Origin of the sequence: Xanthomonas cucurbitae (genome assembly GCF_002939885.1) — a bacterium.
Taxonomy (GTDB): domain Bacteria; phylum Pseudomonadota; class Gammaproteobacteria; order Xanthomonadales; family Xanthomonadaceae; genus Xanthomonas; species Xanthomonas cucurbitae.
On record NZ_MDED01000058.1, the window covers coordinates 1 to 14,384 of the forward strand.

The 14,384-nt window shown below is 66.6% G+C and carries 9 protein-coding genes and 2 pseudogenes; 4 read left to right on the forward strand and 7 right to left on the reverse strand.

Features of this window, described 5'->3' with window-relative positions; genetic code table 11:
• Window positions 1-273: 273 nt before the first annotated feature.
• The 6 genes and pseudogenes from XcuCFBP2542_RS20370 to XcuCFBP2542_RS17860 all read right to left on the reverse strand — a co-directional run.
• Window positions 274-486 (reverse strand): annotated as a pseudogene (locus tag XcuCFBP2542_RS20370) (fibronectin type III-like domain-contianing protein); the annotation flags it as partial.
• 177 nt (window positions 487-663) lie between these two features.
• Window positions 664-2,961: a xanthine dehydrogenase family protein molybdopterin-binding subunit gene (locus XcuCFBP2542_RS17840; protein ID WP_104605465.1), complete on the reverse strand. Its 2,298-nt coding sequence runs from the start codon at window positions 2,959-2,961 to the stop codon at window positions 664-666.
• Window positions 2,958-4,046 carry an FAD binding domain-containing protein gene (locus tag XcuCFBP2542_RS17845; protein WP_167526994.1) on the reverse strand — a complete coding sequence of 363 codons (1,089 nt, stop codon included), beginning with the start codon at window positions 4,044-4,046 and terminating at the stop codon, window positions 2,958-2,960. Before XcuCFBP2542_RS17845 ends, XcuCFBP2542_RS17840 begins: the two co-directional genes overlap by 4 nt.
• Window positions 4,019-4,594 carry a (2Fe-2S)-binding protein gene (locus XcuCFBP2542_RS17850; RefSeq protein ID WP_104605477.1) on the reverse strand — a complete coding sequence of 192 codons (576 nt, stop codon included), beginning with the start codon at window positions 4,592-4,594 and terminating at the stop codon, window positions 4,019-4,021. Before XcuCFBP2542_RS17850 ends, XcuCFBP2542_RS17845 begins: the two co-directional genes overlap by 28 nt.
• Window positions 4,595-4,796: 202 nt before the next feature.
• Window positions 4,797-5,222: a type II toxin-antitoxin system death-on-curing family toxin gene (locus tag XcuCFBP2542_RS17855; protein ID WP_104605469.1), complete on the reverse strand. Its 426-nt coding sequence runs from the start codon at window positions 5,220-5,222 to the stop codon at window positions 4,797-4,799.
• 9 nt (window positions 5,223-5,231) lie between these two features.
• The gene (locus XcuCFBP2542_RS17860; protein ID WP_104605471.1) at window positions 5,232-5,453 is read right to left on the reverse strand and encodes an AbrB/MazE/SpoVT family DNA-binding domain-containing protein; all 222 of its coding nucleotides are present in this window, start codon (window positions 5,451-5,453) and stop codon (window positions 5,232-5,234) included.
• Window positions 5,454-5,600: 147 nt separating this feature from the next.
• Between XcuCFBP2542_RS17860 and lexA the strand changes: the two genes are divergently transcribed.
• The 4 genes from lexA (at window position 5,601) to XcuCFBP2542_RS17880 (ending at window position 11,713) form a co-directional block, all read left to right on the forward strand.
• A complete protein-coding gene (gene lexA, locus XcuCFBP2542_RS17865; RefSeq protein ID WP_104605473.1) occupies window positions 5,601-6,206 on the forward strand; it encodes a transcriptional repressor LexA in 606 nt (201 codons plus the stop codon).
• 1 nt (window position 6,207) lies between these two features.
• Window positions 6,208-6,858: a translesion DNA synthesis-associated protein ImuA gene (imuA, locus tag XcuCFBP2542_RS17870; RefSeq protein ID WP_167526827.1), complete on the forward strand. Its 651-nt coding sequence runs from the start codon at window positions 6,208-6,210 to the stop codon at window positions 6,856-6,858.
• A gap of 9 nt (window positions 6,859-6,867) precedes the next feature.
• A complete protein-coding gene (locus XcuCFBP2542_RS17875) occupies window positions 6,868-8,286 on the forward strand; it encodes a Y-family DNA polymerase (protein WP_104605475.1) in 1,419 nt (472 codons plus the stop codon).
• Between the two features lie 175 nt (window positions 8,287-8,461).
• A complete protein-coding gene (locus tag XcuCFBP2542_RS17880) occupies window positions 8,462-11,713 on the forward strand; it encodes an error-prone DNA polymerase (protein ID WP_170067023.1) in 3,252 nt (1,083 codons plus the stop codon).
• A gap of 1,917 nt (window positions 11,714-13,630) precedes the next feature.
• On the opposite strand, the pseudogene XcuCFBP2542_RS20145 reads toward XcuCFBP2542_RS17880, so the two are convergent.
• Window positions 13,631-14,120: pseudogene (locus tag XcuCFBP2542_RS20145) on the reverse strand (peptidoglycan-binding protein); the annotation flags it as partial.
• Window positions 14,121-14,384 lie beyond the last annotated feature (264 nt).

Here is a 14,384-nt window from a genome sequence, read left to right on the forward strand (position 1 = left end):
AACAACCGACCCAGAAAACGATTGAGCTATCTCACTCCAGCCGAGGTCTTTTTCAACTACGATACCCTTGCACTTCGTGAGTGAATCCACCGTGATTAGACGGGGAGCCGCCCTGCCGTGCACCCGCGTCGATGACCAGCGCCGCCACGCTGGTCGTCGCAGCAGGCATAAGCCCAATAGTCCAAAACTGGCTGGCAGGCCGTCGGCTGATGCAGACGGTGCGAGCCAGACATCCAACAGGCCCGGCTTCGCGATCGCGGTCATTGCTTGCCCGACAAATATCAGATGCGCGCGACGCAGCTCGAACTGCACGGTAACGTTGCCGCCGCCAGGCAGCCTGACCCTCCGGAAGTCCTCGAGCTCGCGCACCGGGCGCACGACGCTGGCAGTGCGGTCGCGCAGATAGAGCTGCACCACTTCGTCGACGTCGCGGCTGACTTGGTTGCTGATGCGGGCGCTGATTTGCAGGCTGCCGGTGGCTGTCATCCGCGACGCACTCAGCTGCAGATCGGTGTAGGCGATTGGCCTATAGGTCGGGCCATGGCCAAAAAGGGGAACAATGCCGTGTTGGGCACGCCATGGTAGTGCGTGGTGCGATGTCGGGCCCGTCAGTAGATGCCATTACACCGTACTGCGGAATCCGCCGATCCCGCAAGGGGGCGCTCACTCGGCCATCACCTTGTCCGGTGTCATCGGCGTACTGCGGATGCGTTTGCCGGTGGCGTGGAAGATGGCGTTACAGATGGCCGCAGAGACGCCCACTTGGCCGATCTCGCCCACGCCCTTTGCGCCCAGGCTGCTGACCACGCGATCGTCTTCGTTGGCAAAGATCACCTCGACGTCGTGGATATCGGCATTGGCGGACACGTGATACTGGGCAAGATCGTGATTCATGAAGCGGCCGAAGCGATGGTCGCACTGGGTATGTTCGTGCAGCGCCTGGCCGATGCCCCACACCACGCCGCCGATGATCTGGCTGCGCGCAGTGGTGGGGTTGAGGATGCGCCCGGCCGCAATGGCGCTGACCACACGCGTTACCCGCACCGTGCCCAGTTCTTCGTCCACACGCACTTCCACGAACACGGCCCCATGCGTGGCGCGGGTGTACTTGCGTTGCTTGAGCAGATTGGGCAGCAGCAGGAACTTGTCTTGGATCTGCTCCCGTCCGGCCGCCCGCAGCAGTTCCCGCAAGGCGATGGCACTGCTGGAGTCCGCGCGCAGGGCGATGTTGCCATCGGCAAACACCACATCGTCCAGCCTTGCCCGCGCAAAGCGCGAATCGGGAAGGGCCTGCGCCAGTCGCAACAGCTGGGTGCGTAATTTGCCGCAGACGCCATCCACCGCCGAGCCAATCGTGCTCACATGCGAAGAGCCGCCTTCGATGGGAGCGACCGGCAAGGTGGAATCGCCGAGCTGGAAGGTGACCTGTTCCAGTGGCAGGCCCAGGGCCTCGGCCGCAATCATTGCCATCACCGTATAGGTGCCGGTGCCGATATCGCTGGCGGCGCTGCTCACGACCAAGCGCCCGTCGGCATGCAGTACGGCATGCGCACGCGCGAACATCTGCATCGCGTCCCATTGGCCGGTGGCCATGCCCCAGCCCACCCATTCGCGGCCTTCCATGCGCGCGCGCGGCTGCGGCGGGCGCTGCGACCAGCCGAAGCGTTCGGCGCCTTGCTCATAGCACTCGCGCAAGGCCTTGCTGGAAAACGGCTTGCCGTCGGCCGGATTGACCTCGGCGTAGTTCTTCAGCCGCAACGCCAGCGGATCGATGCCGACTGCATACGACAGTTCGTCCATCGCCACTTCCAGTGCATGCATGCCATGGGTGGCGCCGGGTGCGCGCATGTCCATCGGGCTATACTGGTCCAGGCTGACCAGGTTGTAGCCCAGGTGCACGTTGTCGCAGGCGTACAGTTGCCCGCTCCAGTTGACCACTACTTCTACATAGTCTTCGCTGCGCGAGGTTTCGGCGATCGCCTCGTGCCAGATCGCACGCAGCGTACCGTCGCGGTCGGCACCGAGCTTGAGCCGCTGTACGGTTTCCGGGCGGTGGCCGAAAGTAAACATCTGTTGGCGGGTGAGCACCACGCGCACCGAGCGGTCCAGCAGGATGGAGGCCATCACCGCCAGTGCCAGCTGGTATTGCGGGCGCAGCCCGGAGCCAAACGCGCCGCCCACGTAGGGGTTGCGCACGGTCACCTTGCGCTTGCTCAGGCCGAACACATGCGAGACGTACCAGCGGCTGTTCTGCGAGCCCTGGGTCTTGTCGTAGATGGTGAAGTGACCATCGGCCTCGCGGATCACGGTAGAGGCGAACAGCTCCATCGGATTATGGTGCTCCACACCGCTGTAATAGTCGGCCTGCACCTGACAGGCGGCATTGGCGAAGGCACTGTCCGGCTCGCCCTTGTCCTTGGGCGGCGGTGTGAAGCCGGCGCGCATGCCCTTGGGCTTGTGCGCGCGGCCCAGCTGGGTCATCAGGTCGGTTTCGTGCGGTTCCTGCGCGTACTCCACCTGCACCAGATGTGCAGCATGCCGCGCCGCCTCGAATGTTTCGGCCACTACCAGCGCGATGGGCTGGCCGCTGTAGCGAATGACGTTGTCGTAGAGCGGGCGGAATGGCGAGCCGGGTGGGGCAGTCATGTCCTTGTAGAACAGATCCATGCCGCGCATATGCGGACGATTCTCATGGGTGACGATCTCCAGCACGCCGGGGACCGCGCGCGCGGCCGCCAAGTCGAAGCCGACGATGGTGCCCTTCGCAATGCTGCTGCTGACCACCACGCCATGGGCCAGATCCGGCACCGGCCATTCGGCGGCATAGCGTGCCTGGCCGGTGACTTTTGCACGTCCATCGATGCGCGGTACACCAGTGCCCGTGGGGCGGAAGCCGGTGCCTTGATCGGCGACCGGTGGCGTCAATTCGGTGTTGGATAGATCGGTGCTACGTGCGTTCATGGCGATTCCTCCAGCGCATGGGGGCGCCCGCGATTGTCGATGCTGCCCTCGCGCGCGACCTCGAGCGCGCGCACGATGGCGCGACGTGCCAGCGGCAGCTTGAAGGCGTTGGCGCCCTGCGGCTGCGCGCCCTCCAGCAACGCGTCGGCCAGGCGCGCGAAACTGTCTGCGTTGGCGGGTAGACCCACCAACTGTGCTTCGGCCTCGGGCCTGCGCCAGGGCTTGTGCGCCACGCCACCCAGGGCAACGCGTACATCGCGGATGCTGTCGTCTTCGGCCAGATCCAGCGCGGCAGCGACCGATACCAGCGCAAACGCATACGACAGGCGCTCGCGGATTTTCAGGTAGGCGCTATGCGCTGCGAACCGCTGCGCCTCGGGCAGGTCGATATGCACGATCAACTCATCCGGTGCCAGGGTGCTGTCCAGCTCCGGATGTTCGCCGGGCAGGCGATGGAAATCGGCGAATGCGATATCGCGTTCGCCCGTGCGGCCTTGCACATGCACCACGGCATTCAGTGCCGCCAGTGCCACGCACATGTCCGAGGGGTGCGTGGCGATGCAATGCGGGCTGGCACCGAGAATGGCGTTGTATTTGGTCAGCCCGCCAATGGCCGAGCAACCACTACCTGGCGTGTGCTTGTTGCACGCCGTGGCGCTGTCGTAGAAATACATGCAGCGCGTGCGCTGCAGCAGGTTGCCACCATTGCTGGCCATGTTGCGGATCTGCGCCGACGCGCCGGCCAGGATCGCCGCACTCAGCAATGGGTAACGTGTTTCCACTTCCGGGTGATAGGCGGTGTCGGCGTTGCGCGCGAGTGCGCCCAGGCGCATGCCGCCATCGGGCTGGCTGGTGATGCTGTCCAACGGCAGGCGATTGATGTCGAACAGGTGGCTGGGCCGCATTAGCTGCAGCTTCATCAGGTCGGTGAGGTTGGTACCGCCGGCAATCAGCCGCACGGGCGCTTCCGACGGCAGTGGATGCACAGCGTGGCCGCGTGGTGCGATGGCAGTGAGCGTCGCCTCGATGCTGTCTGCGCGCGCATAGCTGAGCGGCATCATGCCGGCACCGTCCCTGGTTCCCAGTGGTTACTCGCGCCGTCGCTTGCCTGGCCGGATGCGCCAAGCACATCCATCACCGCGTCGGTGATCTGCGGGTAGGCGCCGCAGCGGCACAGGTTGCCGCTCATCAATTCGCGCACCTGGTCGCGGGTGTGCGCCTTGCCTTCGTTGATCAGGCCGGCGGCCGAGCACAACTGGCCCGGTGTGCAATAGCCGCACTGGAAGGCATCGCGTTCGATGAAGGCGCGTTGCAGCGGATGCAGCTGCTCGCCGTCGGCCAGGCCTTCGACCGTGGTGATGTCGGCACCGTCCTGCATTACCGCCAGTGTCAGGCAGCTATTGATGCGGCGCCCGTTCACCAGCACCGTGCAGGCGCCGCATTGGCCGTGATCGCAGCCTTTCTTGGTGCCGGTGAGATCGAGCCGGTCGCGCAACAGGTCGAGCAGGCTGACCCAGGCTTCCAGCTGCAATTGATGAGGCTGGCCGTTGATGCGCAGGTTGACCGGATAGGTGGGCGCGGACGTGGCCGGTGCCGATGACGTGTCATGGGCGGCGGCGGGCGTGGCATGCATGCGAACCCCGTGGCGATGGCTGAGGAGGGTCACCACCATGACCATGCTGCGGTCAACGCAGGGTGACCACGCCGACACCGAAGCGATGCTTGCAAGGCGATTCCGAGCAGGCCTGGGCATGGTATTGCGATGGGTGCAGTGAGCGTGGTGGCGAGCCGTTGCCGGCTGAGCATCCCGCAGGCGGCGCATCGGCCAGCCCGCTTCAGCCGTAGTGAGGCGTTGATTCGTTGACGCGCTGCTGGTGGCGCACTTGCAGGCGAGGCCGCAACCATGCCGCGCAGGCCGCCTCGTCCAACGTGCCGTCGGCCAGCCCGATATAGAACCCGTAGAGCTCCAGATCGTCTGCCACCAAACTTGCGCCGTTGAGCACGATGAAGGTTTCGCAGGCGACGGCGGCGGTGCGTTTGTTGCCGTCGACAAACGGATGATTGCGCGCCAGGCCATACACCAAGCTGGCGGCAAGTGCCGCCAGATCCGGCGGCGGGTCGCCGTAGGACAGCAACTGCCTGGGTCTAGCCAGCGCCGAGTCGAGCAGCGCATCGGCGCGCACGCCGCTGGCGCCGCCATGCTCGGCCAGCTGACGGTCATGGATGGCCAGTACCAGCGGCCGTTCGATCCAGACGATCATGGCGGCAGGTTACTGCGCCAGCTTGTGCAGCAGCGTGCGTCGCTCGCGCATCACCTGTTCGGCCACGTCCATCTGTGCGGCCAGGGTGGGGTCGAAGGCCGTCAGCTTGACGCCGTCGGGCGTTTCCAAGGCATACAGCTCGTCGCCCTTGCCCAGGCGCAGGCGGGCCAGCAGTTCTTTGGGCAGGATGACCCCGGCGGAATTGCCGATGGCGGTGATCTTGAGTTTCATGGTGGCGTCCTGTTTGTACGAAAGTTATAACTCGGCAATCGGTTGCCTGCAAGTCGCATGCATGAAGCGGCTCAGCAAGCCAATCTCGCCTGCTGCGACGGCTTGGTGTACAAATGTACACCTTGTCACGTTGATGCTCGCTCATCCATGTCTACCCTGTCCCCCCAACGCGCTGCGGTACTGGCCTTCCTGCAGGAGCAGGCCCATGCCGGTGTCTCGCCCAGCCTGGCCGAGATCGCACAGGCGTTCGGGTTCGCCTCGCGCACCGCGGCGCAAAAGCATGTGCAGGCGCTGGCCGAGGCCGGCTTGATCGAACTGCGGCCCAATCAGAAGCGCGGTATCCGCATGCCCGGCGCTGCTGGGCGCGATGCCTTGCTGGCGTTGCCGGTGCTGGGGCGGGTGGCGGCTGGTGTGCCGATCGGGGCCGACATCGGCCTGGACCGGCAACTATGGCTGGACCGCGCGCTGTTTTCGCTGCAGCCGGATTACCTGCTGCAGGTGCAGGGTGATTCGATGATCGACGACGGTATCCTGGATGGCGATCTGGTCGGCGTGCACCGCAGCAACGAGGCGCGCGACGGGCAGATCGTGGTGGCGCGGGTGGATGGCGAAATCACCATCAAGCGGCTGGAGCGTGGCCCCGAGCGTCTCCGCCTGCTGCCGCGCAACCGTGCGCATGCGCCGATCGTGGTGGCGGCCGATGCCGACTTCGCGATCGAAGGACTTTACTGCGGCCTGATCCGGCAGGGCTGAGATGAGCGAGCCGGTGCCACTGCGACAACACGGCAATGCGGCGGTGGCCATGCCGCTGGACGCATTGCTGGCGGCGCGCACGGTGTGGCGGGCCGGCCAGGGCACGGCCACCGTCACCGGCGGTGAAGCCACCGGGCATGCCGGGCTGGATGCGGTGCTGCCCGATGGCGGCTGGCCGCGGCGCGCGCTCACCGAACTTTTATTGCCCGCCCATGGCGTAGGCGAGATCGCCTTGCTGCTGCCCACGCTGGCACGCATGACCGGCGCCGGTAGTCGGGTGGTGTTGGTGGCGCCGCCGTTCATTCCGTATGCGCCGGCCTGGCAGGCGGGCGGGGTGGTGTTGCAACAGCTGGAAGTGGTGCAGGCCGAGCCGCGCGAAGCACTGTGGGCGTTCGAGCAATGCCTGCGCAGCGGTGCCTGTGCGGCCGTGCTGGGCTGGCCGCAGACCGGCGATGCCCGCGCATTGCGGCGCCTGCAGGTGGCGGCCGACAGCGGCAACTGCTGCGCGTTCGCGTTACGCGACCGTCGCCATGCGGTGAACGCCTCGCCGGCGGCGCTGCGGCTGGAATTCCTGCCCGAGCGCGATGCCTGGCAGGTGCGCAAGTGCCGCGGCGGGCAGGTGCCGTCGCAGCCGCTACGGCTGGCGCATTGAGGCGCGCGCATGTTGTGGGCCTGTCTATTGCTGCCGCAGCTGGCGCTGGACGCTGTCCTGCGGCGTCTGGAAGAACCGCAGGCACCGTTGGTGCTGGTGCAGGGGCCGGCGCAGCTGCGCAACCTGCATTCGGTCAATGCCGCAGCCGCAGCGGCCGGCTTGAAGGCGGGGATGCGGCTGTCGGCGGCGCATGCGCTGATGACGCAGGTGCGCACCCTCGATTACGACGCGCAGAACGAAGCGCGCACGCAGCGGTTTCTGGCGGCCTGGGCATACCGGCATAGCTCGCTGGTGAGCCAGCAGTGGTCGCGTGCCATCGTGCTGGAAGCGGCAGCCAGCTTTCGCTTGTTCGGCCCCTGGCCACGCTTCGAGCGCCGCTTGCGCGATGAACTGCAGGCGCTGGGCTTCCAGCACCGGCTTGCGCTGGCGCCCACACCGCGCGCGGCGCGCGTGCTGGCCGGCCTGCGCGATGGCATGGTGGTGACCGAACTGCCGGCCTTGCACCGCACGCTGGACACCGTTCCGGTGCGCCGCGCGGCCTTGCCGGGCGATGCCGGCGAGCGCCTGCAGCACATGGGCGTGCGTACGCTCGCCGCAGTGCGTGCGCTGCCGCGCGACGGCCTGCGCCGGCGTTTCGGTGTCGACTTGCTGGAACATCTGGATCGTCTCTACGGCGATGCCGATGACCCGCTGGACTGCTATGCGCCGCCGGACCATTTCGACCAGCGCGTGGAGCTGGGCTACGAGGTGGAAACGCACCCGGCCTTGTTGTTCCCGCTGCGCCGATTGATCGGCGACCTGTGCACCTATCTGTCGATCCGCGATGGTGGCGTGCAGCGCTTTTTGCTGCGGCTGGAACACGAAGCAGGCGCCACCGATGTCGAGATCGGCCTGCTCACGCCCGAGCGTGCGCCCACGCTGTTGTTCGAACTGGCCCGCAACCGGCTGGAACGGGTGGAGATTCCGCAGCCGGTGGTGGCAATGCGGTTGCTGGCACGCCAACTGCCGCCCTTCGTGCCGGCCATGCGCGACCTGTTCGATCAACGCGCGCAACAATCGGTGGACTGGCCGCAGCTGCGCGAGCGGCTGCGTGCGCGGCTGGGCGACGAGGCGGTGTACCGCGTGTTGCCCGCCGCCGACCCGCGTCCGGAACGCGCCTGGCGCCGCGCCATCGGCGATGCGGTGCACGAAGCCGCCGCGCCGGCCCGCCCGCCGCGACCCACCTGGCTGCTGCCGCAACCGGTGCCGCTGCACGATGCGCAGCTGCGCATCGTGTCCGGCCCGGAACGCCTGGAAAGCGGTTGGTGGGACGACGACGAAGCGCGGCGCGACTACTACGTGGTGGAAACCGCGCGCGGCCGGCGTGCCTGGGTGTTTGCCGCGCCCGGCCGCGTGGAGGGGTGGATGCTACACGGGTGGTTTGCGTGATCGGGGGCATGCGCGTGCGGTACGGGGATATCTCCTGGTCGGCGGTTTGTCGTGACAGTGGCCTATGCCGCCGCTGCCCGCACCGCGTGCAATCCGCCGCAGCGCCGGCAGCCAGGCGATCTGTCGCGCAGCGGAAAATCCGTGTGTCCTGGCGCGCTATCGACGAGGTCTGCCCATGAGCGGGGACGACGCCGTCGATGGGGTGGACCGCGACACCCCCGGCGGCCGCATGCCGCGTGGCTGGAACGTTGCGGCACGGCTGCGCGCGGCCAACGACGACATTGTCCATGCCCAGGAGGCCGATGGCCTGCCTGCGTATGCCGAACTACACTGTCTGTCGGACTTTTCGTTCCTGCGTGGCGCGTCCAGCGCCGAGCAGCTGTTCTCCCGTGCGCAGTACTGCGGCTACAACGCGATGGCGATCACCGACGAATGCTCGCTGGCCGGCATCGTGCGCGGCCTGGAAGCGGCGCGTGCCACCGGGGTGCGGCTGATCGTCGGCAGCGAATTCACCCTGGTCGATGGCACCCGCTTGGTGTTGCTGGTGGAACATGCGCAAGGCTATCGGCAGCTGTGTGCGCTGATTACCAGTGCACGGCGCGCGGCAGGCAAGGGCGCCTATCGGCTGGGGCGCGCCGAGGTGGCAGCGCAGTTTCGCGATGGGGTGCCGGGCGTGTTCGCGTTGTGGCTGCCCGGCGTGCAGCCACAGGCCGAGCAGGGTGCGTGGCTGCAGCAGGTATTCGGCGAGCGTGTGTTTCTGGCGGTGGAACTGCATCGCGAACAGGACGACGCCGCACGCCTGCAGGCGTTGCAACTGCTGGCCCAGCGCCTGGGCATGACCGCGTTGGCCAGCGGCGATGTGCACATGGCGCAGCGGCGCGAGCGCATCGTGCAGGACACCTTGACTGCCATCCGCCACGGCCTGCCGCTGGCCGAGTGCGGTGCGCAGCTGTTCCGCAACGGCGAGCGGCATCTGCGCACCCGGCGCGCGCTGGGCAATATCTATCCGCCGGCCTTGCTGCAGGCTGCGGTGGCGTTGGCGCAGCGCTGCACCTTCGATATCTCCACGCTTCAATACACCTATCCCAAGGAGTTGGTGCCGGAAGGACACACGCCTGCCAGTTATCTGCGTCAGCTCACCGAGGCCGGCATCCGCCAGCGTTGGCCAGGTGGCATCTCGGCCAAGGTGCGCGAGGACATCGAAAAAGAGCTGGCGTTGATCGCCCACAAGAACTACGAGGCATTCTTTCTCACCGTGCAGGATGTGGTGCGGTTTGCACGGTCCAGGAACATCCTCTGCCAGGGCCGCGGCTCATCGGCCAATTCGGCGGTGTGCTATGCGCTGGGCATCACGGCCGTCAATCCCGATGAAACCCGCTTGCTGATGGCGCGCTTCCTATCGGAAAAACGCGACGAGCCACCGGATATCGACGTGGATTTCGAGCACGAACGCCGCGAGGAAGTGCTGCAGTATGTCTACGCCAAATATGGACGCGAACGTGCAGCCCTGGCCGCCACGGTGATCTGCTACCGAGGCAAGAGCGCGGTGCGCGATGTGGCCAAGGCCTTTGGCCTGCCGCCGGACCAGATCGCCCTGCTGGCCAATTGCTACGGCTGGGGAAACGGCGACACACCGATGGAACAGCGCATCGAAGAAGCCGGCTTCGATCTGGCCAACCCGCTGATCGGCAAGGTCCTGGCGGTGACCGAGCAGCTGCGCGATCACCCGCGGCATCTGTCGCAGCATGTCGGCGGATTCGTCATTTCCGACGCGCCGCTGTCGTTGCTGGTGCCGGTGGAAAACGCCGCGATGGCCGATCGCACCATCATCCAGTGGGACAAGGACGACCTGGAAACCATGAAGCTGCTCAAGGTCGATTGCCTGGCCCTGGGCATGCTCACCTGCATCCGCAAGACACTGGAGCTGGTGCGCGGCCACCGTGGCCGTCATTACAGCATTGCCACGCTGCCGGGTGACGATGCGCCGACCTACAAGATGATCCAGCGTGCCGATACCGTGGGCGTGTTCCAGATCGAATCGCGCGCGCAGATGGCAATGCTGCCGCGGCTCAAGCCTGCGGTGTTCTACGACCTGGTGATCGAAGTGGCGATCGTACGCCCCGGGCCGATCCAGGGCGACATGGTGCACCCGTATCTGCGCAGGCGGCAGGGCCGCGAGGAAGTGAACTATCCCTCGCCGGAAGTGGAAGACATCCTCAAGCCGACCCTTGGTGTTCCGCTGTTCCAGGAACAGGTGATGGAGCTGCTGATGCATGCGGCCGACTACACCGAGAGCGAGGCGGACAATCTGCGCCGCTCCATGGCGGCCTGGCGACGCGGCGGCGACATGGAGCAACACCGTGCCCGCGTGCGCGAACGCATGCAGGGCAAAGGCTACGCTTCCAGCTTCATCGACCAGATCTTCGAACAGATCAAGGGCTTCGGTTCCTACGGCTTTCCGCAGAGCCATGCCGCCTCGTTCGCCAAGCTCGTCTATGCCAGTTGCTGGCTAAAGCGCCACGAGCCGGCCGCATTCGCCTGTGGCCTGCTCAATGCGCAGCCGATGGGCTTCTATTCGGCCAGCCAGATCGTGCAGGACGCGCGCCGCGGCAGCCAGGAGCGCGCGCGCGTGGAGGTGCTGCCGGTGGATGTGCTGCACAGCGACTGGGACAACATCCTGGTGGGCGGCCGGCCGTGGCGCAGCGATGCAGACCCCGGCGAACAACCGGCGATCCGGCTGGGCATGCGCCAGGTTAGCGGCTTGTCGAAAGAGGCGGCCATACGCATCGTCGCCGCACGCGCGCAACGGGCCTTCGCCGACATCGGCGACCTGTGCCTGCGCGCCGCACTCGATGAGAAGGCTCGCCTGTCACTGGCCGAAGCCGGGACGCTGCAGTCGATCGTGGGCAACCGCAATGCCGCGCGCTGGGCCATGGCCGGCGTGGAGGCGCGGCGCCCGCTGTTGCCGGGCAGCCCGGAGGAACGCCTGGTGGAGTTCGAAGCACCGCGCGCGGGCGAAGAAATCCTGGCCGATTACCGCTCGGTCGGCCTGAGTCTACGCCAGCACCCCATGGCATTGCTGCGCCCGCAGATGCTGCAACGGCGCATCCTGGGCCTGCGCGAGCTGCAGGGGCGCCGCCACGGCAGCGGCGTGCACGTGGCCGGGCTGGTCACCCAGCGCCAGCGCCCGGCCACCGCCAAGGGCACCATCTTCGTCACCCTGGAGGACGAGCACGGCATGATGAACGTCATCGTCTGGGCACATCTGGCGCTGCGCCGCCGCCGCGCGCTGCTGGAATCGCGCCTGCTTGCAGTGCGCGGCCGCTGGGAACGCGTGGACGGCGTGGAGCACCTGATCGCCGGCGATCTGTACGACCTCAGCGAATTGCTCGGCCAGATGCAGTTGCCTTCGCGCGATTTCCACTAAGAATGTGTTCCCACACTCCGCCAGTCAGTCGCCGCAGTCGCTGTCCTGCCTGGGGCAGCCATCCCCGAGCTTCTGCAACGCAGCTTCGCCGATCATGGTGCGTGGTGGCTCGGTGTGTGCACGCGTGCCAGGTCTGCGTGCGCTTGGCCGCATAGCGCTTGTGCCAGCAGCACCACTCCCTGAGCGCGGGCATTTTCCCTCAACAGGCCTGTTTGTGCTGGGCCAATCCAACGCCCTGCGGTCTTGTTGGCTCGACGGCGCACGAGCGAGGGGCTGCGCCATACCCACTGCAGACGTCGCCTGGGTGTCTCACATGCCCATGCCGGGCTGCGACTGTGCTTGCGATTGGGCTTGCTGGCGGTCCTGGGCGATGATCTGGTTGATGCGTGCATGCTCCAGATCGCCAGCCTGCGCGACCTGCATCGAGGCCTGGATCGATGGTGCCGGCTCGTGTATCGGCAGGCACGCCAATCCCAGCGGATGGTCGTAACTGGCCGCATACACGGTGTCGCGTGCCACATAGAACTCCCCCTTCCAGCCGGGCTTGAAGTAAGACTCGTTCAGCGCTGCGGTGATCTGGGTCAGGCGTTCCTCCGAAAACTGATGGCCTTGCGCCTGCATCCGCTCTTGCACGTCCGCATACAGCGCATGCTTGGGATGCGCGGGATCGCTGTAGGGGCGTAGACCTGGCGGCGGCGTGTGCGCGTCGTCTTGGACGGTGGTAGCCGACAGCTCCTTGTCGCGCTGCGCCTTGCGGCTGTTCTCGTCTTCGTCGCGCTGTGCCTGGTCCTGCTGGTGTTGCCGGGCCTGCAACTGCAGCTGGCGTTGTTGCTCCAGCGCTTGTTGCTGCTGTTGCGCATGCAGATCGGGTTGGCTGCGTTCGGGCGCTGTTGCCGGCGATGGTGTGGAGGGCATGACCATCGTGCGATGTGGCGCATCCTGCAGCGCGACGCCACGGTCGCCAGGGCGTAGCGCCGTGTCTGGTGAGTGGGTGTGGTCGGGTGCGGCGTGTTCGGTTGGCGCCGCGTGCGCCGTGGCCGATTCCAGGGACTGCGCCTGGAGTTGGTCTACGGCCTCGCGGATCTCCCCGGTGGTGGTGGTTGCCGCAACCCGAACCGTGCCATCGGCATCGCGACGCAAATGCCGTACCGGGCTGTCCACCGAGTAATGGCCGGACCCATCGCGCTCCAGCGCCAGCGAGGTGGTGGAGGCGTCGATGGCGTTTGCATCGCGGGTGTGTTGTAGCGCCTGCTGGATGGCCGCTGCGGTCGTGGCGTTGGGCGCAACCCCATAGGCGGCATAGGTCGCCTGGAGATTGGCCTGATCCTGCTGTTGCGCCGTGGGGAGCTGCCGTTGGGGCATCTGCGCCATCGCCTGCGCGTGCTGCGCCAGGGCGGGCTGCAGCTGTTGGCGGGTGGCATCCAGCTCCGCTGCGAGCGTGCCGTGCGCCACGTCCTCGCCAGCGCGCCATTGGCCACGCGTATCGCGCAGGTAGTGCCTGCCGTCAGAGGCCTGCAGGGCGTCCGCGCTCAACGCGGCCTGCACGGCGGCGGGCATCGGGCCGAAATCGTCCCAGCCGTTGCGCCGGTGGGCGGCTTGATAGGTCGCTGCAATGGCTGCTTGCCCATGGGCGATGTTGCCGTCGATCACCTGCGCCGCTTGCTGGTCCAGTTGCACAGCGCGCTCGGGGCTGGCCGGGTCGAGTTTCCAAACTGGCCGGTCATTACGATCGACCTCGTCGGCCACCATCCGCGACCATTGCCCGTTGTCGGCATCACGCCGCCAATCGCGTTGGTACAGATGCGCGGCATCTGCCTGGCTGGACGGCTGCACGAAGGGATTGCGCGGCGCTACCGCGCCAAGCGCCTGCTCGGTCGCCTGGCCACTGGCGTAGTAATTGAGCTCGCGTGCCTTCTNCCTGCCGGTGCGGCGTATCAACACCGTCGCGCAACAGTTCCTGCCGCAACCACTGGGTGCCATCGAATTCCCAGCGCACATGCTGCTTGTCGGTCTGGGTATGGATCTGGCGCTGATCCCAGAGCGTGGCGGCCTTGTCTGCTGCCATGCTAAACAGATAGGCGTCGGCCATGACCAGCCCCACCGGCCCGGCTCCCGTGGTGCCCACCACCGCAGCAGCGGCCGTTCCGCCGACCCAGCCACCCATTCCACGCGCACTGAAGTGCAGCGCTTGCGAACGGGCAGCGGCAAGATTGTCCTGCGCCAGCAAGCTGCCGATGCGATCGCCGGTCTGCACGGCATCGTAGGCGCTTGCGGCAACTCCTACACCCGCCAGCCCCGCTGTCATGCCTGCACGACGCAGGCCGGGGATGTCGGGTTCGGGCACCGGCGCGCGTGCGGGTGGCGCACCTGGGCGTACCAGCTCGTCGACGGTGGCGATGCCTTCCAGACGACTTGCAGCCCCATCCTTGACATGCAGATCGGCATGCTCTGCCAGCAAATGCTGCTGGATGGCGCCGGTGGCGTTCGGGATCTGCTGCACATGCGCCGACAGATCGCGATGCCAATCGGCTTGTTGCTGCCAGGCGTCCCGAAGCTGCCGGGTAAACTCCGGGTCCTTCAGAGGGTGTTTACATAATTAACCAGTCAGCCGCGCCAGCAGCAATCGCGCTTGAGCCAGCCAAACCCACGCCTCGGCCACCTTGGGCAGCCG

Excerpts from the sequence above, each read along its gene's own strand:
- XcuCFBP2542_RS17855 (WP_104605469.1), bottom strand. The coding sequence starts at position 5,222 with ATGATCGTCTGGATCGAACGGCCGCTGGTACTGGCCATCCATGACCGT.
- lexA (WP_104605473.1), top strand. The coding sequence starts at position 5,601 with ATGTCTACCCTGTCCCCCCAACGCGCTGCGGTACTGGCCTTCCTGCAG.
- imuA (WP_167526827.1), top strand. The coding sequence starts at position 6,208 with ATGAGCGAGCCGGTGCCACTGCGACAACACGGCAATGCGGCGGTGGCC.
- XcuCFBP2542_RS17840 (WP_104605465.1), bottom strand. The coding sequence starts at position 2,961 with ATGAACGCACGTAGCACCGATCTATCCAACACCGAATTGACGCCACCG.
- XcuCFBP2542_RS17880 (WP_170067023.1), top strand. The coding sequence starts at position 8,462 with ATGAGCGGGGACGACGCCGTCGATGGGGTGGACCGCGACACCCCCGGC.
- XcuCFBP2542_RS17860 (WP_104605471.1), bottom strand. The coding sequence starts at position 5,453 with ATGAAACTCAAGATCACCGCCATCGGCAATTCCGCCGGGGTCATCCTG.
- XcuCFBP2542_RS17850 (WP_104605477.1), bottom strand. The coding sequence starts at position 4,594 with ATGCATGCCACGCCCGCCGCCGCCCATGACACGTCATCGGCACCGGCC.
- XcuCFBP2542_RS17875 (WP_104605475.1), top strand. The coding sequence starts at position 6,868 with ATGTTGTGGGCCTGTCTATTGCTGCCGCAGCTGGCGCTGGACGCTGTC.